General features: G+C 70.7%; 16 protein-coding genes. 4 read left to right on the top strand and 12 right to left on the bottom strand.

Annotated features, from left to right (window positions below; genetic code table 11):
* Window positions 1-86 precede the first annotated feature (86 nt).
* A complete protein-coding gene (locus KYK13_RS02265) occupies window positions 87-464 on the top strand; it encodes a DUF5335 family protein (RefSeq protein ID WP_223641598.1) in 378 nt (125 codons plus the stop codon).
* A gap of 81 nt (window positions 465-545) precedes the next feature.
* Here the strand turns inward: KYK13_RS02265 and KYK13_RS02260 are convergent, their stop codons facing one another.
* The 7 genes from KYK13_RS02260 to KYK13_RS02230 form a co-directional block, all read right to left on the bottom strand.
* On the bottom strand, window positions 546-1,361 hold the full coding sequence (locus KYK13_RS02260; RefSeq protein ID WP_223641596.1) for a M57 family metalloprotease: 816 nt from the start codon (window positions 1,359-1,361) through the stop codon (window positions 546-548).
* A 315-nt stretch (window positions 1,362-1,676) separates the two neighbouring features.
* Window positions 1,677-3,071, bottom strand: coding sequence for an MBL fold metallo-hydrolase (locus KYK13_RS02255; protein WP_223641594.1), 1,395 nt, complete (start codon window positions 3,069-3,071; stop codon window positions 1,677-1,679).
* A gap of 326 nt (window positions 3,072-3,397) precedes the next feature.
* The gene (locus KYK13_RS02250; protein WP_223641592.1) at window positions 3,398-8,122 is read right to left on the bottom strand and encodes a DNA topoisomerase 3; all 4,725 of its coding nucleotides are present in this window, start codon (window positions 8,120-8,122) and stop codon (window positions 3,398-3,400) included.
* Window positions 8,123-8,373: 251 nt separating this feature from the next.
* Complete coding sequence (locus KYK13_RS02245) at window positions 8,374-9,708, bottom strand: NAD(P)/FAD-dependent oxidoreductase (protein ID WP_255654163.1); 1,335 nt, start codon at window positions 9,706-9,708, stop codon at window positions 8,374-8,376.
* Window positions 9,709-9,877: 169 nt separating this feature from the next.
* Window positions 9,878-11,032 carry an NAD-dependent epimerase/dehydratase family protein gene (locus tag KYK13_RS02240; protein WP_223641589.1) on the bottom strand — a complete coding sequence of 385 codons (1,155 nt, stop codon included), beginning with the start codon at window positions 11,030-11,032 and terminating at the stop codon, window positions 9,878-9,880.
* Window positions 11,029-12,315: an NTP/NDP exchange transporter gene (locus tag KYK13_RS02235; protein WP_223641586.1), complete on the bottom strand. Its 1,287-nt coding sequence runs from the start codon at window positions 12,313-12,315 to the stop codon at window positions 11,029-11,031. The genes KYK13_RS02240 and KYK13_RS02235 overlap by 4 nt, the downstream gene beginning before the upstream one ends.
* Window positions 12,316-12,383: 68 nt before the next feature.
* Window positions 12,384-13,679: a pyridoxal phosphate-dependent aminotransferase gene (locus tag KYK13_RS02230; RefSeq protein WP_223641583.1), complete on the bottom strand. Its 1,296-nt coding sequence runs from the start codon at window positions 13,677-13,679 to the stop codon at window positions 12,384-12,386.
* Between the two features lie 162 nt (window positions 13,680-13,841).
* Between KYK13_RS02230 and KYK13_RS02225 the strand changes: the two genes are divergently transcribed.
* Entirely contained in the window at window positions 13,842-14,531 is a 690-nt protein-coding gene (locus KYK13_RS02225) for a hypothetical protein (protein ID WP_223641580.1), read from the top strand.
* Window positions 14,532-14,547: 16 nt separating this feature from the next.
* Here the strand turns inward: KYK13_RS02225 and KYK13_RS02220 are convergent, their stop codons facing one another.
* Entirely contained in the window at window positions 14,548-14,955 is a 408-nt protein-coding gene (locus tag KYK13_RS02220; protein ID WP_223641577.1) for a hypothetical protein, read from the bottom strand.
* 127 nt (window positions 14,956-15,082) lie between these two features.
* A complete protein-coding gene (locus KYK13_RS02215) occupies window positions 15,083-15,958 on the bottom strand; it encodes an AraC family transcriptional regulator (RefSeq protein ID WP_223641574.1) in 876 nt (291 codons plus the stop codon).
* 50 nt (window positions 15,959-16,008) lie between these two features.
* Between KYK13_RS02215 and KYK13_RS02210 the strand changes: the two genes are divergently transcribed.
* Together KYK13_RS02210 and KYK13_RS02205 are read left to right on the top strand one after the other, a co-directional pair.
* Window positions 16,009-17,124 (top strand): putative glycolipid-binding domain-containing protein, encoded by a 1,116-nt coding sequence (locus KYK13_RS02210; RefSeq protein ID WP_223641571.1) that lies wholly within the window; start codon window positions 16,009-16,011, stop codon window positions 17,122-17,124.
* A 172-nt stretch (window positions 17,125-17,296) separates the two neighbouring features.
* Window positions 17,297-18,298 (top strand): ETX/MTX2 family pore-forming toxin, encoded by a 1,002-nt coding sequence (locus KYK13_RS02205; protein ID WP_223641569.1) that lies wholly within the window; start codon window positions 17,297-17,299, stop codon window positions 18,296-18,298.
* Between the two features lie 30 nt (window positions 18,299-18,328).
* Here KYK13_RS02205 and KYK13_RS02200 read toward each other — a convergent pair whose 3' ends face one another.
* The 3 genes from KYK13_RS02200 to KYK13_RS02190 all read right to left on the bottom strand — a co-directional run bounded on the left by KYK13_RS02200 (window position 18,329) and on the right by KYK13_RS02190 (window position 24,886).
* Complete coding sequence (locus tag KYK13_RS02200; protein ID WP_223641567.1) at window positions 18,329-20,308, bottom strand: 4-alpha-glucanotransferase; 1,980 nt, start codon at window positions 20,306-20,308, stop codon at window positions 18,329-18,331.
* Window positions 20,309-20,380: 72 nt separating this feature from the next.
* Entirely contained in the window at window positions 20,381-23,566 is a 3,186-nt protein-coding gene (locus KYK13_RS02195; RefSeq protein WP_223641565.1) for an efflux RND transporter permease subunit, read from the bottom strand.
* A gap of 45 nt (window positions 23,567-23,611) precedes the next feature.
* Complete coding sequence (locus KYK13_RS02190; protein ID WP_223641563.1) at window positions 23,612-24,886, bottom strand: efflux RND transporter periplasmic adaptor subunit; 1,275 nt, start codon at window positions 24,884-24,886, stop codon at window positions 23,612-23,614.
* Window positions 24,887-25,099 lie beyond the last annotated feature (213 nt).

Below are 25,099 nucleotides of genomic sequence, written 5' to 3'. Positions count from 1 at the left end.
GAGCGTCGTCCAGCCGGGCCCGTCCTTCACCCGCGAATCGGACGCCTTACGGTTGAGGCACACGAAAAGCCCGCGGAGGCGGCCCCATGGCACACATCAATCAGGAAATTCCCCGGGAGGAGTGGGCGAGCTACCTCGCCGGCATCAGCAGGAAGGACGCCACCCAGTGGGTGCGCGTGGAGTCCATCGACTCGGAGACCGGCGACCAGCCCCTGGCGGACCGCCTGCCCCTGGTGGACATCACCCTGGAGACCAAGGGGAGCGACTCCGGCGCCGTGCAGATCATCGTGGGCCGCGAGGGCGAGGAGGTCACCCACCGCATCCTCGAACCGGACCGCCTCTACGCGGAGCTGGATGACCAGACGAAGGCGCTGGAGTGCCTGGAGATTGGAGAGAAGGGCGGCAAGACGCTCATCTTCTTCGAGCGCCCCACCGACGCCGAGCAGGTCTCCGCCCGCTTCTAGCGAAACGGCGCGGGGCCGACGGGCGCGTCCTTCGCAGACGCTCCCACCGGCCCCGGGCCCTTCAAACGGTGAGGCTCACGCTCACGGGTACAGCGCGCGGGCGCCCTGCTTGTCCAGGGTGGTCAGCACGAGGTCGCCCGTCTGGGTGCCGTTGCACTGCGGGTAGTGCATGACGGAGGCGCGGTCGTAGGTGGAGGTCAGCGCACGCCACTGGTTGTCCTCGTAGCAGCCGCTCGCCGTGGAGCGGGTGTGCTCATGACGGAAGCCCAGCGTGTGGCCCAGCTCGTGGCGCAGCACGCCCGTCAGGGTCCACGCGCCCAGGCTGCCGAAGGCGCTGCTGTCGATGAGGACGTTGCGGCCGGAGCGGCTGGAGTTCGGGAAGAACGCGCGCGCCACGTAGGACTGGCCGGACACCGGACGGATGTCGAAGAGCACGCCCGTCTGGGACGCGGTGCAGGACGCGTCGTACTGGGACAGGTAGGTGAAGTTGACGCTCGCGGTGGCCTCCCAGGCCGCCGTCGCGCTCGCCATCGCGTTCACGACCTTGGTCTTGTTGCTGCCGAAGCTGTCGCTGATGCAGTACGTCAGGTTCATCTTCTGCGTGCTGCTCCACTTGATGTCGCCGCCGATGTAGTACACGGCCAGGCCGTCCTGGGACTTGCCCAGCTGCGACTCAACGACGTTGTGGAAGTAGGCCGCCAGCTCCTCCTCGGACTCCAGCGCCTCGTCGCCGTTGACGATGTACTTCCCGCCTTCCCACGGCTCCCGGTAGGCCTGGGCCTTGAACTCATCCCAGGTGGGCTTCACGTCGGACTCCTGCGCGGACTCGGGGCCACCGCACGCGCCGAGCATCAGCGACACACCGGCCAGCATCGCAACAGAGCGGAACTTGAGCATCGGGGAACTCTTCCTGTGTGCTTCGGGGGATGCGCGACCACCGCCTGGCCTTCCCGCCAGCTGCGGGCCGCGCGCCGGGCCATTCAGCAACTGCCGGGCCAACCGCGGCTCCCCAGGCGAAAACAAGAAACGCGAGGATGTCTGGAGCGCCCCCGCTCCAGACCTCCTCGCGTCAACCGTCAACTCACGTGACAGCACCCCAGGTAAATACCTTGAAACACGAAGGTTTCACCCCTGGAGCCTCACTGTCTGAGAAAGGAACAGTGAGGTGTCCTGGTTCCGTACAGGCCCGCTGCGCAGTTTTCCTGGGAATCCCTAGAGGATGGCGCGGCGCACCTTCCAATAGGTTTCCTTGGCCATGCGGAAGGCGCTGGAGTCTGCGGGCAGCAGGGTGCGCAGCAGCTCCGCGGACCCCAGCTGGAGGGGGCGCACGCAGTGGGCATCCAGCTGGTGGCGCAGGTAGCCCACCATGTCGCGGCTCTTGTACTCGTTGAAGTAGCTGCGCAGCTCCGCCTCCGTGCGGGCCTTGCCGTTGTCCGCGTACTTGGCCACGTAGGGGCTGAAGTCCGGGTAGAGGCTGCCCTTGCCGAAGCCGCCGTGCACGGTGGTCTTCATGAAGTTGCCGATGAGCAGGTCGTCGAACACCTGGTACTTCACGGCGGTCATCAGCGAGCCGCGGGGCGCCTCGAAGGTGATGCCCTTGTGGAAGCGGCGCTTGTTGAACTCGATGACGTGCTCCTGGCCTCCCACGCGGAAGCGGAGGAAGTCCATCACGGTGCCCAGGTGCTCGACGGCGCGGAAGTACTGCTCCAGCTGCTTCACCTCGTCCGCCTCCAGGCGCTCGCTCCAGTCGTCCCCGTACTCCTTCGGGTCCACCGGCTTGATGACGCGCTCCTTGGGGTTGATGGAGGTGGAGGCGTCGTTGGTGAAGTCCTGGCGCAGGAAGGCCGGGAGCATCTCGCAGGTGGTGGACTGGAAGCCCCGCGCGTAGTCCGGCAGCGTGGTGGTGTACTCGGAAGCCCAGACGCTGTCGCCGCGCTGGTACTTGTGCATGGAGCTGAAGGGGACGAAGTAGCGCACGCCGTACATCTCCGCCATGCGCGCAATCGTCTGTCCCACGGGTGTCTTCGCCGCCGCGTACGGGAGGATGCGGCGCCCGTCCTCGGTGAAGAAGTTCATCATGTCCGCGTCGCCGTAGCCGGACAGGGCCAGCAGGTACGTCTCGCTGTACTCCTTGATGACCCGGCGAACGAAGCGGCCCTGGCCGCGGTCGCCGGAGTCGTTGAGGTTGACGATGAGCCGGCCGCCCACCTCCGCCAGCAGCACCGCGTCCTGGTTCACGTCCGGGATGCACATCACGCGGATGCGCGGCGACAGGCGCGTCCACTCCCGGTCCTGGAGGACCTGGACCTTGAAGCCCGCCTCGCGCAGGTCGTCGCGGATCCGTCCGCCCACGTGGTTGGGGACGAGCAGGGTGCGCTCGCGCAGCTTCTCCAGCGAGGCCATGCTCAGGTGATCCGGGTGGCCGTGGGACAGCCACACGTAGGGGCAGGCCAGGATGGACTGGCGCTGCTCCTCGGGAATCTCGTGGGACAGCGTCCAGCTGCCGAAGTACGCGTCCCCGTCCGTCCAGGGGTCGGTCACCAGCACCGGCCCGTTGTCGTGGCAGATGAGTGTGGCGTTGCCAATCGTCTCGAAACCCAGCTCCATTGCGCGCCCCCTTGTGCCCTCACGCCGCTCCCATTGCGCGTGTGGACGAGAAGGTGGCACCCGGCTGTGGGCCTACAAGCGAGGGAACGCGGCTTCCACGCCTGGCAGGCCGCTCTCCGCGCCTGCGGCCCAGGAAAGGGCTTTCCCTTGTCAGGCGGTTCGCGGCGGACGGAAAGACCGCGACGGATCCTCACGGGCGACGGGGCTGCCCACGCGGTGCAGGCCGTGTCGACGCGCGGTCCGAAATGGATCCACTCGGATTCCGGCCGTCCCACCCGAGGGGGCGGGGCGGCCTTCGTGAGACGCGGGGCCAGAGGGCCCTGCCCTCAGCGGCGGCGGGACACGAGCGAGAGGATCTGCGAGCCGTAGCGCTCCGTGAGCGCGGGGCCCACGCCGTGGATGGACATCAGCTCCGCGCCGCTGGAGGGCCGGGCGCTGGCGATGGCGTCCAGCACGCGGTCGGTGAGGATGCGGAAGGCAGGCACCTTGCGCTTGCGGGCCTCGGTGAGGCGCCACTCCTTGAGGGACGCCACCAGCGCGGGGGATGCCGGAGGCGCCGAGAAGTCCGGCTCCCGGGGCGCCTTGCGGGACGCGTTCCACGATGCCCGGGGGCCCGGAGACGCTTCAGGCGTGGCGCGCGCCTTCCAGCCACTCCGAGCCGACGGGGGCGCGTCCGTGGGGAAGGTCTCCTGGGAGAAGTCCGCGTCGTCGGAGGCGCCGCGCGAGGCCCACGCATCCGCGGCACCCTTGCGCCCCTGGCCGCGTCCCCGGGGCGAGGCCTCGGCGCGCTTGCGGGACGTGCGCTTCGTGCCGCCGGAGGCCGTGCGGCCCTTGCGCTTCTTGGAGGGCACCTCGCGCGCCTGGGGGAGCACCACCTGGCCGGGGGCGATGACGCGGGCGCGGCGGCCGGCGTCCGTGAGGGCCAGCCGCTGGAACTGGATGACCTGGCCGTCCTTGTCGAACGAGTCCGAGTCCAGGCGCACCAGCCCCGCGCGCACCAGTCCTCCCACGAGGCGCTCGAAGTCGCGGCGGTGGAGCTGCTCCCCGAAGAGCTCCCGGTGGAGCCGTCCGGTGGCCTGGCCGTCGCGCGCGTGGAGGGCCTCCAGGATGCGGCCCAGCGCGTGCGCCTCCAGGGCGGAGGGCTCCTCGAAGCGGACCACCTCGCAGGACTCGGGGGCGCAGACGTCGCACAGGCCGCAGGCGGCGCCGGAGTCCTGCACGTCGCCGAAGTGCGCGACCAGGTGGCGCATGCGGCAGTCATGCGCCTCCGCGTACCGGCCCATCTGCTCCAGGTGGAGCTGCTTGCGCTCGCGCTGCGCGATGTACGCCACGGCCCAGCCCGCGCGGCCGCGCCGCACGTCCTCGTCCGGGGTCATCTCCACGCCGCCGTGGATCCACAGCTGCTCCAGGGCCTTGTCGAAGAGCTCCGGGTCGCCGCGCACGCGGGCCTGGATGGTGGCCTTGGGCTCGAACTCGTTGGAGGTGGCCTGGTAGATGCGCTCCAGGACCGAGGGGTCCGGGTAGTCGCGGCGGTGGAAGAACTCGTGGGTGCGCCGGTCCACGAAGGCGTGGAGCAGCACCGCGCGCGAGTCCTTGCCGTCACGGCCCGCGCGCCCCAGCTCCTGGTAGTAGCCCTCCAGGCTCGCGGGCAGCGCCGCGTGGATGACGGTGCGCACGTCCGGCTTGTCGATGCCCATGCCGAACGCCGTCGTGGCGACGATGACCTCCAGGTGCCCCTTGAGGAAGGCGGCCTGGATGCGGTCGCGCTCCTGGGGCTGGAGGCCCGCGTGGTACGGCGCGGTGTGGAAGTCGTGCGCCAGCAGGTCCGCGTACTGCTCCGCGTGCTTGCGTGTGGACGCGTAGACGATGGCGGGCCGGTGCGCCGGGTTCTTGAGCAGCGACAGGATGGCGTCGCCGCGAGCCCCCGGGTTGAGCTCTCGAACCTCGATGGCGATGTTGGTGCGCCGGAAGCCGTGGATGAACGTGTGCGCGGCGCCGCCCCGCGAGCCGCGCAGGCCCAGCTGCTGGACGATGTCCTTCTGCACGTCCGGCGTGGCGGTGGCGGTGAGGGCCACCACGGGGGCGGGGCGCAACAGCGGCAGGCGCGAGCCCAGCAGGCGGTAGTCCGGACGGAAGTCATGGCCCCACTGCGAGATGCAGTGCGCCTCATCGATGGCGATGAGCGAGGGCGTGCGGCGGGCCAGCAGCTCCACGAAGCCGGGGACACCCAGGCGCTCGGGTGCGATGAAGAGGAAGTCCAGGCGGCCTTCGAGGTATTCGGCGCAGACCTGACGGGAAGTGGCCCGGTCGCGTCCGGAGTGGATGCGGTCCGCGGCGAAGCCCAGCGACTGGAGCCGCAGCACCTGGTCCTCCATCAGCGCGATGAGCGGGCTGACGACCACGGTGGTGCCCGCGCGAGCCAGGCCCGGCAGCTGGTAGCAGAGCGACTTGCCCGCGCCCGTGGGCATCACCAGCAGCAGGTCCTCGCCGGACGTGGCCGCGCGGCAGACCTCTTCCTGGTACGGGCGGAAGTCGGAGAAGCCGAAGGCCTCCTTGAGGAGGCCGCGCAGCTTGTCCGGGGGCGTGGGCGCACGATGCACGCGCTCCGGCCGGGCGCCGCCCATGTTCACGGCCTGGGGCTGACGCTTCGCCCGGCCAAAGCCCTCGGAGGAGGCCTGCACGAAGGCGGTGCGCACCTCCGCGGAGGGAATCGTGGGAGGACGCTCCTGGACGCGATGCGGTTCGGCTCCGCCGTGGACGTTGGCTCCGCCATGGGTCCCGTGGGCGGAAGAAGGCCCTGCCGCGCCGGCACGGAGCCCCTCGGACACGCCGGCGTCATCGCGCGCGGTGTTGGCGCGGGCCGCGTTCTGGACGGTGGCGACCGCGGCCTCACGGGTCCGGAAGAGCTCCTCGGCGGGCGCCTTCGCGGGATGCGGCCGGGTGCCCTCGAAGCGCCCGGCCGCGGGCGCGACCTCATTCCGTGCCGCGCCTCCCACGGCCGCCGGCACGGGCGGCAGTGACGTGGGCGCCTGGCCCACGACCTCCCGCACATACGCCTCGATGCCGCTCATGAACGCATCCAGCGCGCCCTGGCCGCGCTCGATGCGCTGGAGCCACGCCTCCCACTGCCCCGTCATCACCGGGGACTTCACGTCCGGGTGCACCACCTCGATGAGATGGATGCCCTTCTCCGTGGCCACCAGGCGCTTGCCCTCGCGGATCAGGTACTCGCGCTCGAGCAGCAGCTCGATGGTCGCGGCGCGCGTGGCGGGCGTGCCCAGCCCCGTGTCGCGCATCGCGTCCACCAGCTCCTTCTCATCCAGCGTGCGGCCGGCGGACTCCATCGCCGTGAGCAGCGTGGCCTCCGTGAAGCGCGGCGGCGGACGCGTGCGCTTCTTCACCGCCTCCACGTCCTCCACCGCCTGCGCCTGCCCCCGAGCGAGCCCCGCCGGCAGGTCCTGCGGCTCGTCGTCCGGCTCCTCCTCCTTGTCCTTGTCCGCGCCCTTCTTGCCCTCGGCCTTGAGGCGCGGCGGCTTCTGCCCGCCCCCCACGTCCAGGACCTTCCAGCCCACCTTCTCCACCTGCGTGCCGGCGCTGTGGAAGCGGTCCACCACGGGCCCTGCGTCCCCCTTGGACGTCACCGCGGTGATGACCGTGGTCACCTTCCAGACGTGGTCCTCGTGCCACGCCTGGAGCAGGCGCCGGCACACCAGGTCATAGAGGCGCTGCTCGTCCGGAGACAGCCGCACGCCGGACGCCGGCATGGGCGTGGGGATGATGGCGTGGTGGTCCGTCACCTTCGCGTCATCCACGTAGCGCTTGCCCAGCGGGCGCTCGCCCGTGCCAGGCGCCAGGTCCTCCTGGTACGGGGCCTCGATGGCGCGCACCACCTCCGGCAGCGTGTCCGCCACCGTCTGCGACAGGTGCCGGCTCGCCGTGCGCGGGTAGCTCAAGAGCTTGTGCTTCTCATAGAGCGCCTGCGCGACCTCCAACGTGCGCTGCGCGCTGAAGCCGTACAGCCGGTTCGCGTGGCGCTGGAGCTCCGTCAAGTCGTAGAGCAGCGGCGGCGGCATCCGCTTGGTCTCCGCGTCCAGCGACTCCACCACCGCGCTGCCACCGCGCACGCGGTCGATGACGCGGCCCGCCTCCACGCCGTCCGCGTCCAGCCGGCGCGCCTCGCGCACGGAGTCATGGCCCGGCGGAATCACCGGCTTGCCGTCCGGCCCCGAGCGGAACCACGTGCCCTGGTAGCGGGCCCCCACGGGCGCGCCCCTGCCGCGCGGAGAGAAGGTGGCCACGACCTCCAGGTAGTCCCGGGGCACGAAGTCGCGGATGGCCAGCTCGCGCTCCACCACCATGGCCAGCGTGGGCGTCTGCACGCGCCCCACGGACAGCATGCTGCCGTAGGTGCCGCTGGCCAGCGTGTAGAGGCGCGACAGGTTCATGCCCACGAGCCAGTCCGCGCGGCTGCGCCCCATGGCGGCGTCCGCCAGCGGCGCGTACTCCTTGCCGTCCTTGAGGTGCTGGAAGCCGTCGCGGATGGCGCGCTCGGTGAGCGACGACACCCACAGCCGCCGCACCGGCTTGCGGCACCCGGCGGCGGCGTAGATGTAGCGGAAGATGAGCTCGCCCTCGCGCCCGGCGTCCGTGGCGCACACCACCGTGGACACCTCCGGCGCGTTCATCACGCGGCGGACCACCTCGAACTGGTCCTTCGTGGAGGACGACACCACCAGCGGCCAGTCCCCCGGCAGCATGGGCAGCTGCGAGCGGTGCCACTTCTTCCATTCCGGGCGAATCTCATGCGGCTGGGCCAGCCCCACCAGGTGGCCGATGGCCCACGTCACGACGTAGCCGTTGCCGCGCAGGAAGCCTTCGCCGCGCTCGGTGGCGCCCAGCACCCGGGCGATGTCGCGCGCCACGGCGGGCTTCTCCGCCACCACCGCGAGGATGGAGCCCCGCCCGCCGCGAGCCGGCCCACCGTCCACGCTCCCGTCCCTCGACACCGTCCTGTCCCATCCGGGCGACTCGCCCATCTCATCCCACCTCATGGCCTGTCCCCTCCCCGCCCCGGCCGCCCACCCGCGGGGTCGGGCCCCCCACGTCGTGCGTCCCTCCCCTTCCCTATCGCGAGAGGCTGACATGGCCAGGGGTCCCCTGTCCCGCTCCGTCACGCCTGCATGCCCTCCGAGGGGGCCGGCGCGGCGGACGGGAGGCGGGGACCGCCCGCATCAAAACGGAAATCGCCCCGGCGCCAGCAGGCACCGGGGCGACTTCGCACCACGTCCCAGGTCTTCCCAGCTCAGTGCACCGGCGCGGGCCGCGAGGCCGTCGGCAGCTCCGGACGCACGGGAGGAGGAGGCAGGCCGGGGACCTGGCGGGACGCCGCCAGGACGGGCATGCGCTTCGCCACGTTGCTGGTGATGAGCCGCATGTTCCGGCCGCCCCGGGTGATGAACGTGTAGCCCCAGTTCAGCATCACGAAGAGGCGGTTGCGGTAGCCGATGAGGTAGGCGATGTGCACGCCCGCCCAGACGAGCCACGCGGGCAGCCCCTTCATGCGCCACTTGTCGTAGAGCACGCCCACCGCGAAGCCGCGGCCAATCACCGCGAAGCTGCCCTTGTCGTGGTAGCGGAACGCGCGCGGCGGCTTGCCCGCCAGACGGCAGAGGACGGTCTTCGCCACGTGCCGCCCCATCTGCATCGCCGCCGGCGCGATGCCCGGCACGGGCTTGCCCTGCTGCTCCACCGCCGCCACGTCGCCAATCACATACACGTCCGGCAGGCCCGGCGCCGTGAGCAACGGCGTCACCCGCACCCGCCCCGCCCGGTCCAGCGGCACCCCCAGCGAGCGCACCAGCGGCGACGCCGCCACCCCCGCGCCCCACAGCACCGTCTTCGTGGCGATGTGCTCGTCACCCACCGTGACGCCCTCGTCGTCGATTTCCGTCACCATGGCCCCGGTGCGCACGTCGACGTGCAGCTCCTCCAGGTCCAGCTTCGCCTCCTCGGACAGCTCCTCCGGATAGGCGTTCAGCACGCGCGGCAGGCCCTCCAGCAGGATGACCCGCGCCTCGCGCGTGTCGATGTGCCGGAAGTCCCTCCGCAGCCCGTGCCGCGTCATGTACGAGAGCGCCCCCGCCAGCTCCACGCCCGTGGGCCCCGCGCCGATGATGACGAAGGTCATCCACTGACGCTGGCGCACCGGGTCGGGCTCGCGCTCCGCCGCCTCGAAGGCCGTCAGGATGCGCTCGCGGATCCGCACCGCGTCGTCCAGCGTCTTCAGGCCCGGCGCCACCTGCGCCCACTCCGGGTGCTTGAAGTACGAGTGCGACGCGCCCGTGGCCACCACCAGCGAGTCGTAGGGAATCTCCCCGCCCTCCACGACGAGCACCTTGCGGTGTACGTCCACCGACTTCGCCTCGGCCAGCAGCACCTCCGTATTGCGCGCGTGCAGGATGCTGCGGATGGGCGCGGAGATATCCGCGGTGTTCAGCACGGACGTCGCCACCTGGTAGAGGAGCGGCTGGAAGAGATGGTGGTTGTAGCGGTCCACCACCGTCACCCGCACGTTGCGCGCCTTGCCCAGGGCCTTCGCGGCCTGAAGCCCGCCGAAGCCCGCCCCTACGATGACCACGTGATGCCTGCTGTCCTGGTCGCGTTCCATGGCGGACAAGGTGCGGACGCATGACGCGCCCGGCCACCACCGCATGCCCGCTGCCTGCCCGGCGGCTCCTGTATGGCCGCCCGGCCGCACGACAGCCAGGCGCGCGAGGGCAGCCCCCCGCGCGCGTGACGCACGCCGCTCAGTCCGCCCGGGCGGTGCCCTTCGTCTGGTGCCAGGCGGCGAGCACCTCCCTCTCCCGCTCCTCGGACAGGCCCGAGCGCAGCTTCTCCTGGCGGTCCTTGGGCAGCGCATGGAACCAGGTCAGCGTGTCGCGCGCGGTGTCCGCGAGCGGGCGGGTGACGAGCCCCGCCTGGATGGCCTTGGCGATGCTCGCCGCGCCGATGCCGCTCTCCGGTCCGGTGCGCGGCACCCACGCGGGCATGTCCCCGAAGGCCGTCACCTTCTGCTGCTCCAGGAACGCGGCGTCCACCCAGGTGAAGCGCGCGTCGCTCCCGGTCGCCTCGCGCAGGGTCTCCAGCATGCCCTTCATCTTCATGGGCTGCACCGGGCCGGTGACGTTGAAGATGCCCTGGGTGCGGCGCTCCACGTTCCGGATGATGAACGCGGCCAGGTCGCGCGCGTCGATGACCTGCACCGGATCCTCACCGTCGCCGGGGGCCAGCACCTCGCCGCCCTTCGCCACGCGCAGCGGCCAGTAGGTGAAGCGGTCCGAGCCGTCATCCGGCCCCACGATGAGACCGGGGCGGATGTTGAGCGTGCGGCCGGGCATCGCCGCCTCCGCGGCCCTCTCGCAGAGCGCCTTGAGCGGGCCGTAGCTCAGGTCGTCAATCTCCTCCTTCGTCTCGTCCGGAATGGTGCCCACGGCGTCGGACTCGTTGAGGTCCTTCTTCGTCATCTCCTTGTAGACGGACACGCTGGAGATGAAGACGTACTGCCCCACGTTGGGCGCGAGCAGCTCCGCGGACGCCTTCACGATGCGCGGCACGTAGCCGGACGTGTCGATGACCGCGTCCCACTTGCGGCCCTGGAGCGCCTTCAGGCCCTCGCCCTTGTTCGGGTCGCGGTCGCCCTGGAGCTTCTCCACGTCCGGGAAGAGGCCGGGGTTGGACTTGCCGCGGTTGAAGAGCGTGAGCGTGTGGCCGCGCGCCTGCGCCGCCTGCACCAGCGCGGGGCCCAGGAACCGGGTGCCGCCCAGGATGAGGATGTTCAGGGGCCTGCCCGGGGCATCACCGCCCTTGTCGTCACCGGCCCTGGTGGACGACGCACAGCCCAACACCTGGACCGCGCCGAGCGCGGCCGCTGCTTGAATCACGCCTCTTCGGGACAGCTTCATGCCGTGGTTCCTCCGGGTAGGGACGTCTGCGGGATGGTCTCAGCGGCGCGCGTGCGTTGCTGGCGCGCCAGGTACAGGGCCACCGCGAGCCACAGCGCCGCCACGGGCACGGCCGCCAGCGACAGGCCCGCCATGCCCAGGCCCAGCGCCTCGAGCCCGCCCTGCAGCCACGCGCTCAGCGTGTCGCTGCCGCGGTACACCACCGTGTCGATGAAGCTCTTGGACTTGTAGCGGGCCTCGCGGTCCACCGTGGTGAAGAGGATTTCGCGCGACGGGCGCTCCAGCGCGTAGTGGCTCGCGCCCCGCAGCGACTTCACCGCGATGAGCACCCCCAGCACCGGCGCGAACGCGAGCACGCCAAAGCCCAGCAGCGTGAGCACCGGCGCCACCGCCATGGCCACGCCCAACCCCAGACGGGAGATGACCCGCCCGGTGACGAGCGTCTGGATGCCCAGCGTCAGCACCTGCACCCAGAAGTCGATGTCCGCGAACGCCGCCGTGCGCGCCGCCGCGTCCTTCGCCAGCGACGCGACCAGCTGCACCTCCTGGTAGTACAGGAACGTGGAGGTCGCCGCGTACAGCAGCACCTGCAAGCCCAGCGCGAGCAGGAACGGCGACGTCACCAGCAGCCGCAAGCCCGCGAGCATCCCGCCGCCCACCGGCCCCTCGCGCGTTGCGGGCTGGTGCTGCACGTCCCGTGCCCAGTGGCCCAGGCGGCGCACGCACTGCGCGCTCACCTCCAGCATCACCGCGGACACGAGGATGAGGTTCACCGGCCCCACGGGCTCCGCCAGCCGGCCCACCAGGAACGGGCCGGCAATCATCCCCGTGGTGCCGCCCGCGGCGATGAAGCCGAAGAGCCGCTTGCCCTGGTCGCTGGCGAACACGTCCGCCATGAAGCTCCAGAAGATGGAGACGACGAACAGGTTGTAGACGCTCAACCAGACGTAGAAGGCGCGCGCCACCGTCTCCTTCGCCACGCCCCACTTGAGCAGCGCGAAGAAGGCCACCAGGTTGAAGAGGAAGAAGCGGTAGACGCGCGGCACCACCACCCGCCGGGGGTAGCGCGCCACCAGCGCGGAGAAGGCCGGCACCGCCAGCAGCATCACGACGAAGGTGACGCTGAAGAGCCAGGGCAGGTGCTTCACGTCCCCCGCGGTGCCCATCTCGTTGCGGATGGGCCGCAGGATGGCGTAGCCGCACATCAACGTGAAGAAGTAGACGAACGCCCCGAGGACCGCCCCCACCTCCTCGTCCCGGACGTCCACGAAGCGCTTGAGCATGATGGCGGCGCCCTCAACGCCACGGCAGGCAGGCTATTCCCTGCCTGCCAGCCTGTGGAGGAAAGAGGCTATTTCGCCGCGAGGATCTCCCGCACGGTGGCCTCCACGCGAGGCAGGGCCTCCTCGATTTCGGCGACCGAGGTGGCGCCCACGGAGAGGCGGAACCAGCCGGTGTCCGCCGCCAGGCCGAACGCCTGGAAGGGCACCATGGCGAAGCGGGCCTTCTCCAGCAGGCGCTTGCGGATGGCGTCATTGGTGGTGAGCCCGTCCCTGCCCACCACGTCGAAGCGCACGGAGAGGTAGATGGCGCCCTGCGGCGCGATGGCCTCCACCGGCAGGCCCGCGTCCTTCATGCGCTGGAAGCCCTTGTAGAGGGCCTCCAGGCGCTCGTCGACGCGCTGGCGCATCGTCTTGAGGAAGGACTCGGTGGCCTGCGTGTCGTCCAGGTAGCGCGCGGTGGCCAGCTGCTCGGCCTTGGGGGCCCAGGCGCCCACGTGGCCCAGCACGTCGCGCATGCGGGAGATGAGGGTGGGCGCGCCCACGCCCCAGCCCACGCGCACGCCGGTGGCGGCGAAGGCCTTGCTGATGCCGTCCACGAACACGGTGTACGGCGCCATCTCCGGCACCAGCTCCACGGGGGTGACGTGCTTCTTGCCGAAGCTCAGCACCCAGTAGATGTGGTCGTACATCAGGATGAGGGGCTTCTGGCCGCGGCCCTCGCGCGCGCGGTTCTCCTCCACGATGCGCTGGCAGATGGCGCGCAGGGCCTCCGGGTCCAGCATGGTGCCGGTGGGGTTGAGCGGGCTGCACAGGCACAACAGGCGCGCCGTGGACAGGTGCGGCTCCAGCTGCGCCAGCGTGGGCATGAAGCCCGCCGCCGCGTCCGTGGTCACCACCACGCCCCTGGCGCCCAGCATGTGGGCGTAGTGGTTGTTGTTCCACGACGGCACCGGGTAGACGACGACGTCCCCCGGGTCGAGCACCGCGCGGAAGATGGCGTAGATGACGGGCCGCGCGCCGCCCGCGATGGTGATGCCCTCCAGCGGGTACTTCAGCCCGAGGGAGCGCTCGTAGAAGCGCTGCACGGCCTGGCGCAGGTCCAGCACGCCGTCGGACGGCGGGTAGTTCGTCTCACCGCCCTGGAGCGCGGCGCCAATCTGGTCGCGCAGGCCGTCCGGGATGGGGAACTCCTTCGGGTTGAAGTCCCCCACGGTGAGGTTGCACACCTTGCTGCCCTTGGCCACGAGCTCGCGAATCTCCGCCGCGATGCGGAGGATTTCGCTGCCCACGAGCCCACGCACCAGGGTGCTCACGGTGGTGTCGTCGCGAGAGGGACGCGGGAGGGAGGTCAGGTCGATGGCCATGGGGTGGAGCTCTCCAGTGCACGAAGGGGGGCCAGGGGGACGCGGCCCGGCGGACCCTATACGCAACGGGGCCGCGAGGTCGCATCTTCCATGGTCGTGGGGCGGGCTGTATGCGAAGGCTCGGGGAGTCCCCGGGTGACGGGATTCGACGGGAGGAACCGGATGCGACTGCGACCAGGCGGGTATGTGCTGGGAATGACCTTGGGGCTGCTGGTCCAGGGCTGCCAGAAGCAGGAGCCCCCGACCGTCCCCATGGAAGTGCCGGCGGTTCCCCCGCCCGCCAACGCCGTGCCCCGCGAAGGGCCGGCGGCCACGGCGCCGGTGGTGCACCACGTCCTGGACGTGAAGGCGGCGGGCCCGGCGCCGGCCTCGGCGGCTGTCGCGCCGGACGCGGGCGGAAGCACCGGGGCCGGCGAGGCGGCATGGACGACGGCGACGGTGCAGAAGCCGCGCGGGGAGCCTCCGTCCATCACGCTGCGCGCGGTCCGCACCGGGACGCACGCGGACTACGACCGCACGGTGTTCGAGTTCGACGGACCGCGCCTGCCGGGCTACCAGCTGGGGTACGTGAAGACGCCGGTGCAGCAGTGCGGCTCCGGCGACGACGTGGCGCTGCCGGGAGAGGCCGCGCTGGAGGCACGCTTCACGCCGGCGAGGGCCCATGACGACCAGGGACAGGCCACGGTGGCGCAGCGCACGCTCAAGCCCGCGCTGCCGTCCGTGCTGCAGCTGGAGCGCGTGTGTGACTTCGAGGGCGAGGTGACGTGGGTGCTGGGCACCGCGCGCCGCGCCCCGTTCCGCGTGATGGAGCTGACCAACCCCACGCGCCTCGTGCTGGACGTCCAGCACTGAGGCGCAAGGGAGGCGGCTACTTCTTCGGCGGCTGCTGGCGCTTCTTCGCGATGAGTTCGCGGGCTTCCTTTTCGGAGTCCGCGAAGTCCACGTCCACCGTCCACTTGCCGGTGAAGTACAGCGCGAGCATCAACGCCTTCGCGCCCGCACGCTGGAGCGGGCCCGTGCCCAGGTAGACGTGACCGCGGAACCACTCGGCCTTCGCCTGCGCCACCAGCAGCTCGCGTGCGTCCTTCTCGATGCTGGCGTTGGACACGTCGGAGATGACGAACACCGGTCCGCTCTTCGACACCTCCTGGCAGATCTCCAGCACCTTCTTCGAGTCCTCCAGCTTCGAAGGCCCGTTGAACTTCATCACCAACAGGTCCGGCTCCTCGAAGTACGCGCGATGCGCTCCGAACTCCCACTCACGATGTTTCGCCACGCGGTTCGTGCCTCGTCCAGATCAAGAATTGCTCAGTCCCGATAGCATCGATAGCGATGATTTCCAAGGAGACTGCGGGAACCCGCCCAGAGTGAAGAGAGGGCGCCTCCGGGTGACATCCCACCGCTCAGCTCGGGTCGTGCGCGACGTCCGTCCTGGGTGACCCGGGTCGCGAGCGGGCGCGATACGCGGAAGGCGTGACGCCGAAGCGAGCGCGGAAGCGGCGCACGAACTCCGACAGATCCCCGAAGCCACACGCGAAGGCGATGTCCGCGATGCGCCCGCCATCAATCCGCAGGCGCTCGGCGGCGAGTGTCAGGCGACGGCCCAGGATGTAGCTGTAGGGGCTCTCTCCCACCACCTTGCGGAAGGTGCGCAGCAGGTGGTGGCGCCCCATGCCCAGCTCCTCCGCGAGCCCCCCCAGGGACACGGGCTCCACGAGCCGGGCCTCCAGCCAGCGGAGCGCGTCCGCCACGCGGCGCTCCTCGGTGGCGGTGATGGGCCGGGCGCGTCCCTCGTGGATGCCGCTCAGCGCGGCACCAGCCATGCGCAGCGCCAGCTCCTCCGCGCCGCGCGGGCCAGGCTGTTCCGCCAGCGCCTGGACGTCCGCGATGAGCGGCGCGAGCCGCTGGAGCGGTGGCAGCCGGTGCGCGGGGAAGTCCGTTCGCGTGACTCCCGCCAGGTCCCGCGCCACCTCTTCCATGAGCGAGGGCTCGAAGGAGAAGGCGATGCAGCGGTCGCCCACGCCGTGCTCGTGGCCACAGCAGAAGGACGCGTGCTGTTCCCCCAGCAGCAGCGAGCCGGGCGTCAGCAGCACCCGGCCGTTGCGGGAGCGGTAGGTGAAGTGCCCCGACAGGACGGCGGAGACGGACACCCAGGCGTGCTGTTCCTCGAAGACAGGGTCCTTGGGACCGGAGCGGCAGACGATGTCCCGCACTCGCCACCCCGCCCCGGAGGCGAGCGGGCGCACCGTGGTCAGGTCCACTTTCCCCAAGTCGGCCACGGCCCATCCTTCCATCGTGTCCCCACACATCCAAACGGGGTGACCGAATCATGGCGGTGGAGGCAACGGCAGTCACGCGGGAGCTCATCTGGCGGCGCGTGATGGATGAGCTGGGGTTCGAGCATGCACGGGTGCGGCGCGGCCCGGAGGGCACGGAGCTCTCCGGATTGCTCCTCGTCGCGGAAGAGGGAGCGCCGCTGCGGGCGGAGTACTCGATCGTCTGCGATGGTGCCTGGCGCACGCGCCGGGTGAGCGTGACGCAGTCGTGGCGTGGCGAGCACCGGACGCTCACGCTGGAGCATGACGGAGCAGGCCTCTGGCGGAAGAACGGTCAGGTGGCGGAGGAGCTGAAGGGCTGCACGGACGTGGACCTGGGCCTGACTCCGTCCACCAATACCTTGCCCATCAACCGGCTGCGGCTTGGCGAGGGCGCCAGGGCGGAGATCCTCGCGGCGTGGGTGCGGTTTCCGTCGCTGGAGGTGCTCCCCGCGCGGCAGGGCTACACGCGCACGGGCCCCGCGCGCTACCGCTACGAGAACCTGGGGGGCGACTTCACCGCGATGATGGACGTGGACGCGGACGGGCTGCCCATCGACTACGGCGACATCTGGCGCAGGCTCGCGGAAGCGCCCGCGTCTCCGCTGTCCGCGAAGCAGGCGTTCGTGGAGGCCCTGCTCAGCCCGGGCCCTTCGAGCGAGCTGGGCGACGCGGCGGACACCTTCGGATGGTTGGTGGGAGGCTGGGAGGGGACCATCCAGGACCACGACGCGGACGGAAGCGTTCGCGAGAGCCCGGGCGAGTGGTGGTTCCACTGGGTGCTGGACGGACGCGCCCTGCAGGACGTGTTCATCGTGCCGTCGCGACGTGCGCCCGCGCGGCCGGGCCCCGGGGCCAACAAGCGCTACGGCACGACGGTGCGCTCGTTCGACCGGGCCGAGGGGAGGTGGCAGATCACCTGGGTCAGCCCGACGGGCGGAGTCATCAACCGGCTGGCCGGGGGACGGGACGGAGAGCGGCTCGTCCTATTGGGCGAGCACCACGGGAGGCCCCTCCGCTGGAGCTTCTCCGACATCGGGCCGGACCGCTTCACCTGGCGCGGAGAGGTGCGCGAGGCTGACGGGACATGGAAGCTCCAGTCGCGCTTCGACATGCGCCGCATCGCCTGAAGCGGCGCTGCGTACCGCGATGACGCGCTTGCGTTCCGCGAGGACGTCACCACGAGGCCAGACGCGGCGTCCTCCCCCAGTGTTCACTATCGGCATGTGAATTGCTCACCGCCCTGACCGTCGCGGACTTCCGGCGGCCTTCGCCGGTCCGCGGCCTGAGGGGGAAACAAACATGTCTGACGTCGTCTACCGGTCGTTCATCGCCAAGGCATACAGCGCGGATCGCACCCAACTCGCCATCAGTGCCAGCACGGACAACAACAACGTCACCGTCCAGAACCTCGACTACACCAACGACCTCCAGTTGTGGGAGGTGCGCTCCGCGCGCAATGGCGACGCCTTCGCGTTGATCAACAAGCGGACGGGGCGGGCCATCAGCCGCGCCTCGAATGAGCAGGGCACCAGCCTGGTGACGGTCGGGGTGGAGCAAATCGACACCAATGACCTGGCGGTGTGGCGCAACGAAGGGAATGAGACCTTCAATCCCCTCAACTCCTTCGCGGACTGGGAGCAGAAGATCAACATCCCGGGGGACGGGCCCTACCGTGCCGGTCAGCAGCTGATCACCTGGGAGTGGGATGGCGGCTCCGACAACGAGAAGTGGGCCCAGGTGAAGGACTCGCGGCAGGTGCGCATCAAGTCCATCAGCTTCGACATGGGGCTCGCCGCCATCGAGGACTACTCACCGGTGGTGGCGGGGACGCAGACGGTGACGAACATCACGGGGACGGAGCAGGAGCAGAAGCTCTCGTTCAAGTTCGTCGAGGGCCACCGTTACTCGTTCACCCATGAGCGGGGACTCACGGTCAGCGAGGAGATCGAATTCAAGGCGGGCCTCCCCATCCTGGGACAGGCCAAGGTGACCATCAAGGCCGAGGGCACCTGGAAGTACACCCAGGAGGAGGAGAGCACCGACGAGCACGAGGTGTCCGTCGAGGTTCCCGTGAAGATTCCGGCGCGCAGCAGCATCCGCGTCTCCGTGCTCATGCTCCAGGCCCGCGTTGCGGTGCCCTACTCCGCGCAGATTGAAACCGTGTACGCGGACGGGACGGTCCGGACCGCCGACACGGGCGGCCTCTTCGGCGGCGTGAACACCTACAACCTCGTCACCAAGTACGAGGACCTGGGCACCGTCGACCAGAGCGCCACCCGCCGCCTGCTGCGCCGGTTCTAGCGGCGCGCCTCGTCTGGCGAGGCGAGCAGGTCAGGCAGAGGGCGGGGCCTGGAGTGACGGGGCCCCGCCGCGCAGCTGGGACGCCGCGCGGTCCAGACGTCCGAGCAACGCCGCATGCCGGGCCCGGGCCTCCGCGCCGCCCGCGCGCAACGCCATGGCGAGCACCTGCGGCAGGTTGAGCGCGGCGCCCGCACGAAGCCGCTGCTGATACTGCTCGGCCCAGTCCGTGGGGATGCGCAGCGACCAGTTGCGCGGATCCACGGAGCCGGGCGCGTTGTACGTGTCCGGCATGCCCAGCAGGTCCGCGAAGAACACCATCACGCTGCGCGCACGGCTGGCGAACAGGTCCGCGAACTTCGCCTGCGCGAGCAGCCCCGGGTCCTGCGCCAGCTGACGCGAGAAGGCCTCACGTCCCTCCGCTTCGGGATGCAGGCGCTCCGCGAGGTAGTCCGCCTGGGCGCGCAGCGTGTGCCTCCACTGCCATTCGGAGACCAGCCGCCAGAGCGACTTCGTGTCGTGGTTGCCCACCATCACCCAGTCCTCGGGGGCCACGTTCTCGCTGCGGTACACGTCCGCCGGGTTGCTCAGGTCCGCCTTCTGCGTGACGCGGAAGCGGCCCAGGCCATCGCGGGCCATCACCCGTGACAGCTCGTAGGGCAGCGTGCTCAGCACCTCGCACAGCACGTCCTCACGCGCGCGGCCGTACTCCCGCGCCGCGCGCACCACGGAGTCGAAGAGGATGGCGTACCGGGCCACCTGGTCTTCCGTGAGCCCCGTCACCCACCCATCCGCGTAGCGGGGCACCGAGCGATTCAGCTGTTCCGGAGCCACGATGGCGTACCGGGCCAGCTCCGCGTGGTCCGGCAGGTCCGGCGAGGAGAACAACCGCGCCCCACCCTGCACCGCGCGCAGCGGATCCGCGGAGCCCGCGCGGTACACCCAGGGACACACGAGCCCATGCGGGTGGTCGATGCGCAGGCCGTCATACTCCGCGAGCATCTTGCCCAGCCGGGCGTCCAGGTAGCGCAGCACCGGCCCGGGGCCGTCCGGCGTGACGTATTGCTCGGGGTCCAGCACGGGGTAGTTCCAAGGCTGGCCCTCCGGGTTGGTGCGGCTGGGCGGCGCGCCCATGAGGTACGCGCCGAGGAACAGCCCCTGCCGCGCCCACGCGTCCCGGGGCGAGAAACCAATCTGCAGGTCTCCATACAGCTTGAGGCCCCAGGCCTCCGCGCGCTCCCGCAGGAGCCCATGCTGCTCATGCACGAGGAACTGGCGGAAGGCGTACTGCTCCACCGCGTCGGCTTCCTCGGTGAGCAGCTCCCGGATGCGGGCCTCCGCCTGCACCACCTCGCCAGGGCGTGGCGCATACAGGCGCCCGTCGAGCGAGTCCGCCCACCCGCGCCAGTCATCCGGCGTGTGGTGCCGGGCCGCGAGCACCTCGAAGAGGGCATCCCGCTCCAGCCACTCCTGATGCTCCAGCCGGAAGTCCGCGAAGCGCCGGACGAGCGCGAGGATGGACGCGGGAGCATCCACGCGGTCGCGCTCGCGGCGGAAGGTGTCCCATGCCTCCTGGAGCGCCTCCATCTGGCCCCTGTACGCGGCCAGGTAGCGCACCTCCGGTCCACCACTCCCGGGCGCTCCGGCGACGAGCCGGTCCAGGGTGTCCGGGGACAGCAGCGCGCCCCAGGGGCCGGACGGCTCCGTGAGCGGCGCGAGCGCCACGTTCAGCGTGTTGCGCGAGAACAGCGTGCCGTCATACGGCGACGGGTTGTGCGAGGTGGTCTGCCCCTGCGGCCCCAGCTGGATGCCGGTGAAGCCCATGTCCCGGGCGAACGCGAGGAAGCGAGCGGCGCCCTCGGAGTACGGCGAGCCGCGCCCCAGGTCCTCTCCGGGGAGGCCCGGGAAGCTGGGGTCATGGATGCTCAGGACCCAGCGCGTGACGCCCAGGGCCTCCAGGGCTTCGGTGATGAGCGAGCGGTGCGAATCGGGCAGCAGGGACAGGAGCTCCACACTCCCGACCCTATGGCTCCGCGCCCCATGCGCCAACCGTTCCTTGAGGGTGACGCGAGCGTCTTCTCCGCGTCAGTCCTGCCGGGCCTGCGGCTGGGGCCGGACCTCCGCGCCGCCGTGCACCGGGCCGTGGGCCGGAGCGTTCGCCTTGAACACGCGGCGCAGCCTGCGCGTCATCCACGTCCGGGCGTCCGACAGGATTTCATACACCGTCGGGATCACCAGCAGTGTGAGCAGCGTGGAGGTGACGACGCCGCCAATCACCGCGCGCCCCAGGGGCGCCCGGAAGTCACCGCCCTCGCCGTGCCCCAGCGCCACCGGCACCATGCCCGCGATGAGCGCGAAGGTCGTCATGACGATGGGCCGCAAGCGGATGCGCCCCGCTTCAATCAGCGCCTCGCGCAACGGCATCCCCTTCGCGTGCTGCCACTTGGCGAAGTCGATGAGCAGGATGGCGTTCTTCGCGACGATGCCCATCAGCAGGATGACGCCGATGAGGCTCATGATGTTCAGCGTGTCCCCTGTCAGCACCAGCGCCAGCACCACCCCGATGAGCGACAGCGGCAGGGACACCAGGATGGCCAGCGGATCCAGGAACGAACCGAACTGGATGACGAGGATGAGGTACATCAACATCACCGCCACGCCCAGCGCCAGGAACACCCGGCCGAACACCTCCTGCTGATCCGCGGACTCGCCGCCCGTGGACAGCTCGTAGCCCGGCGGCACCTTCACCGCCTTGAGCCGCGACTCGATGCCGCGCGTCACCTCCGACAGCGACCGGCCCGCCACGTTCGCCTGCACGTTGATGACCTTCTCGCGGTTCAGGTGGTCGATCTGCGCCGGCCCCACGGTCTGCTTCACCGTCGCCACCTGCCCCAACGGCACGACGATGGGAGCCCCCGTGGGCCCGGTGCCCACCACCAGCGGCAGCTGCGCCAGGTCGGACGGGTTCTGGCGGAACTGCGGCGCCAGCCGCACCATCACCTTGCGCGTCTCGCCAATGGGGTCCACCCAGTCACCGGAGTCCAGGCCCGCGAAGGCCGGCCGCAGGGACTGCGCCACCTGCCCCACCGTCACGTTGAGCTGGCCCGCGACGCCGCGGTTGAGCTCCACCTCCAGCTCCGGCTTCTCGCCGCGCGTGGACAGGCCCACGTCCACCGCGCCCGGCACCTGCTTCACCTCCTTCATCACCTGATGCGCCAGCTGGTTGAGCCCCCTGGCCTCTGGCCCGCGCAGCTCCAGCTGGATGGACTTGATGGCCCCGCCGAAGCCGCTGGTGAACACCGACACGCTCGCGCCGCCCACCGAGAGCAGCTCCTGGCGCAGCGTCTTGCCCAGCACCTCCTGGCTCGCCTTGCGCTCCGTCTTCGGCTTGAGCCGCACGTACACCAGCGCCTGGTCCACGCCCGGCGAGCGCAGGGGCAGCGGCACGCCGATGGTCGTGTACGTGTACTCGACCTCCGGGTGCGCGCGCGTGAGGCGGGACACCTCCTCCACCTTGCGCCGCGTGTAGTCCAGGCTGGAGCCCGCGGGCGTCTCCACCAGCATCTCGATCTCCGCGCGGTCGCTCACCGGCACGAAGCCCGCGCCGCCGAAGACGCCCTGGAGCGCCACCGCGCCCACCAGCGAGCCCACCGCCAGGAGCACCATCGCGAGCCGGTGGTCCAGCGCCCACGCGATGACGCCCTTGTAGCGGTCCGCCTGCCGGTCGAACCAGCGGTTGAAGCGAGCCAGCCCGCGCGAGATGAAGTTGCGCCGCTCCCCCTTCTCCACCTGCGGGTCCGGCCAGTACGCGCTGAGCATGGGGTCCAGCGAGAAGCTCACGAACAACGACACCAGCACCGAGCACGCGATGGTGAGCGCGAACGGCTTGAACCACTGCCCCGCCACGCCGTACATGAACGCCACCGGGACGAACACCGCCACGATGGAGAACGTCGTCGCCGCCACCGCGAGGCCAATCTCGTTGGTGCCCTCGCGCGACGCCGTGTAGTGGTCCTTCCCCATCTCCACGTGCCGCACGATGTTCTCGCGCACCACGATGGCGTCGTCGATGAGGATGCCGATGGCCAGCGTCAGGCCCAGGAGCGACATCGTGTTGAGCGTGAAGCCGAACGCCCACACGCTCACGAATGACGCCAGCACGGACACGGGCAGCGCCAGGCCCGTAATCACCGTGGAGCGCCACGAGTTGAGGAACAGGAACACCACCAGCACCGTGAGCAGCGCGCCTTCAATCAGCGCCTGCTGCACGTTGACCACCGAGTTCTCCACGCGCGTGCCCGCGTCGCGGACGATTTCGAGCTTCGCGTTGGCGGGCAGCCGCTGCTGGAGCGTCTTCACCCGCTCGCGCACGCCGTCCGCGACCTCCGTGGTGCTGTGGCCCTTGGCCTTGATGACCTCGATGCCCACCGCCTGCGCGCCGTTGTAGAGCGACAGGGTGCGCGGCTCCTCGGTGCCGGCGAAGACGTTCGCGACCTCCCCCAGCCGCAGCGTGCGTCCGTTGCGCTCCGCGATGGGCACCTGCGCGAAGTCCTCCGGCGTCTCCAGGCGGCCCTTGAGCCGGATGGTGCGCTCCTGCAGCTCCGTGTTGAGCCGGCCCACCGGCGCCGCCAGGTTCTGCGCCTGGAGCGCCGCCACCACCTGCGCCACCGACAGCCCCGCCGCCTGGAGCGCGGCGGGCCGCACCTGCACCGTCAGCTCCCGGTCCACGCCGCCCACCACCGTGGCCTGCGCCACGCCCGGCACCGAGCGAAGGTCGCCCACCACCATCGGATCCGCGATGAGCGACAGCGCGGGCACGTCCAGCGTGTCCGACGTCAGCACCAGCGACACGATGGGCTGGTCCGACGGGTCGAAGCGCGTGAGGATGGGCTCCTCCATCTCCTGCGGCAGGTCCGCGCGCTTGCTGGAGATGGCGTCGCGGATGTCCTGGGACGCCTCCTGGATGTCCTTCTCGAAGTCGAAGAAGACCGTGAAGTTCGCCAGGCTGTCCGTGGAGCTGGACGTCGTCTTCTTCCCGTCCACGCCGGAGATGGCGAAGATGGCGTCCTCGATGGGCTCCACGATCTCACGCTCCACCGTGTCCGGTGATGCCCCTGGGTACGCGATGGTGACGTTGATGACCGGCTGCTGAATGTCCGGGAACTCGTCCGTCTCCAGGTTGATGAGGGCGACGATGCCGAACACGACGAGCGCCACCATCGCCGTGATGGTGATGATGGGGCGCTTGATGGCGAAGTCGGAGATGAACACGGACGACTCCTGCGGTGCTTCTTCAAGGTGTGGAGGCGCCTGGAGCTACTTCGCGGGAGCCTGGGCCGGGGGCGTGCGAGCCCCGGCCGCCGCCGGTGCCCGCGCGGGCGCGCCGGAGGTATTGCCCGCGCCGCCCACGCCCTGTTGGGCCTCCGGCGGAGCCGCGGGCCGCTGCTTCTTCGGGCCTTCCGGCGCGGCGGTGAGCTTCACCGGCGTGCCGTTCGTCAGGTCGCGCGCGGATCCGAGCAGCACCACGTCCCCGGCCTTCAACCCCGACGTCACCTCCACGGTCTGCGCCACGTCGTCCCGCAGCCCCACCGTCACCGCCACCTCCTCCACCTTGCCGTTGGAGATGCGCTGCACGGTGGGCGGCTCCTGGCGCGTGTCCAGCGAGTCCACCGGCACCGCCAGCGCCTCCTTCGACTGGGACGCCACGCGCCCCTCGGCGAACAGGCCGGCCAGGAGCACCTGTTCGGTGTTGGGGATGCTCACGTAGATGCGCACCTGCCCCGTGGCGGGGTCCACCGCCGGGTTGATGCGCTCCACCTGTCCCCGGAAGGCGCGGCCCACGTAGCCGTTCACTCGGAAGTCCACGGTCGTGCCCACCTGCACCTGGCCCAGCTGCGCCGCGGGCACGGAGGCCTCCAGCCGCAGCGTGGCGGGATCCACCACCGTGAACAGGGGCGCGCCCGGCTGGACGATGTCGCCCGCGTGCACCTGCCGCTCGCTCACCACGCCATTGAAGGGCGCGGTCACCTTCGTGCGCTCCAGCTGGTCCTGCGCCAGCTTCAGCCGCGCCTGCGCGTCCGCCAGCTGTCCTTCCGCCTGCGTCCGAGCGAGCTGCGTGCGCTCGAAGTCGCGGCGGGTGATGACGCCCTTCTTGACGAGGATTTGATTGCGCTGCTCATCCCCCTTGGCCACCTGCAAGGCATTGCGCGCCACGCGCACCGTGGAGCTGGCCGCCTGCACCTGCTCGCGCAGCGTGCCCTCCTCCACGCGCGCCAGCAGCTGCCCCTCCTTCACCGTCTGCCCCTGGTCCGCCATCACGTCCAGGATGCTGCCCCCCACCTCCGCGCGGACGCTGGCCAGCCGCCGCGCCTGCAACGTCCCGGAGATGACGGGGCCGGTCTCCAGCTTCATCGGCGCCACGCGCACCACGTTCTCCGGCCCCAGCGACACCACGGCGGGCGTCGTGGGGGCGGCGGCGTCCTCGGAGCGCCGTGCGCAGGCGCCGGCCAACCAGACGACGGCCCACACGGCGCCCAGCCTCCTCCCCGCGCGCCGGGCACGACGGCCCGTTGTCTCTTCGGTGCGTTCCACGGCCAGCCTCCCCGGTCCCTGGAGTCCCAAGGTCCAACCCGGGGGCCTCCCCGGAGCCGGGTAAACGTGGTGCCGCCTCCCCGGCCGGGGAAGTCGCCCCCGTATTGGCCGTGAATCCAGGACGCACGCCCGGCCCGTCCCCCGGACAGGCGGGGAGCCATGCCCACGGCGTCCTGAAAGACGACGGCCTCCGCCCCACGCGCGGGGACGGAG

The sequence above is a fragment of the Corallococcus sp. EGB genome, assembly GCF_019968905.1.
Taxonomy (GTDB): Bacteria; Myxococcota; Myxococcia; order Myxococcales; family Myxococcaceae; genus Corallococcus.
This window is presented reverse-complemented; position numbering and strand designations above follow the sequence as displayed.

Coding starts and splice junctions, on each gene's coding strand:
- KYK13_RS02265 (WP_223641598.1), top strand. CDS start 87: ATGGCACACATCAATCAGGAAATTCCCCGGGAGGAGTGGGCGAGCTAC.
- KYK13_RS02260 (WP_223641596.1), bottom strand. CDS start 1,361: ATGCTCAAGTTCCGCTCTGTTGCGATGCTGGCCGGTGTGTCGCTGATG.
- KYK13_RS02255 (WP_223641594.1), bottom strand. CDS start 3,071: ATGGAGCTGGGTTTCGAGACGATTGGCAACGCCACACTCATCTGCCAC.
- KYK13_RS02250 (WP_223641592.1), bottom strand. CDS start 8,122: ATGAGGTGGGATGAGATGGGCGAGTCGCCCGGATGGGACAGGACGGTG.
- KYK13_RS02240 (WP_223641589.1), bottom strand. CDS start 11,032: ATGAAGCTGTCCCGAAGAGGCGTGATTCAAGCAGCGGCCGCGCTCGGC.
- KYK13_RS02235 (WP_223641586.1), bottom strand. CDS start 12,315: ATGCTCAAGCGCTTCGTGGACGTCCGGGACGAGGAGGTGGGGGCGGTC.
- KYK13_RS02230 (WP_223641583.1), bottom strand. CDS start 13,679: ATGGCCATCGACCTGACCTCCCTCCCGCGTCCCTCTCGCGACGACACC.
- KYK13_RS02225 (WP_223641580.1), top strand. CDS start 13,842: ATGCGACTGCGACCAGGCGGGTATGTGCTGGGAATGACCTTGGGGCTG.
- KYK13_RS02210 (WP_223641571.1), top strand. CDS start 16,009: ATGGCGGTGGAGGCAACGGCAGTCACGCGGGAGCTCATCTGGCGGCGC.
- KYK13_RS02205 (WP_223641569.1), top strand. CDS start 17,297: ATGTCTGACGTCGTCTACCGGTCGTTCATCGCCAAGGCATACAGCGCG.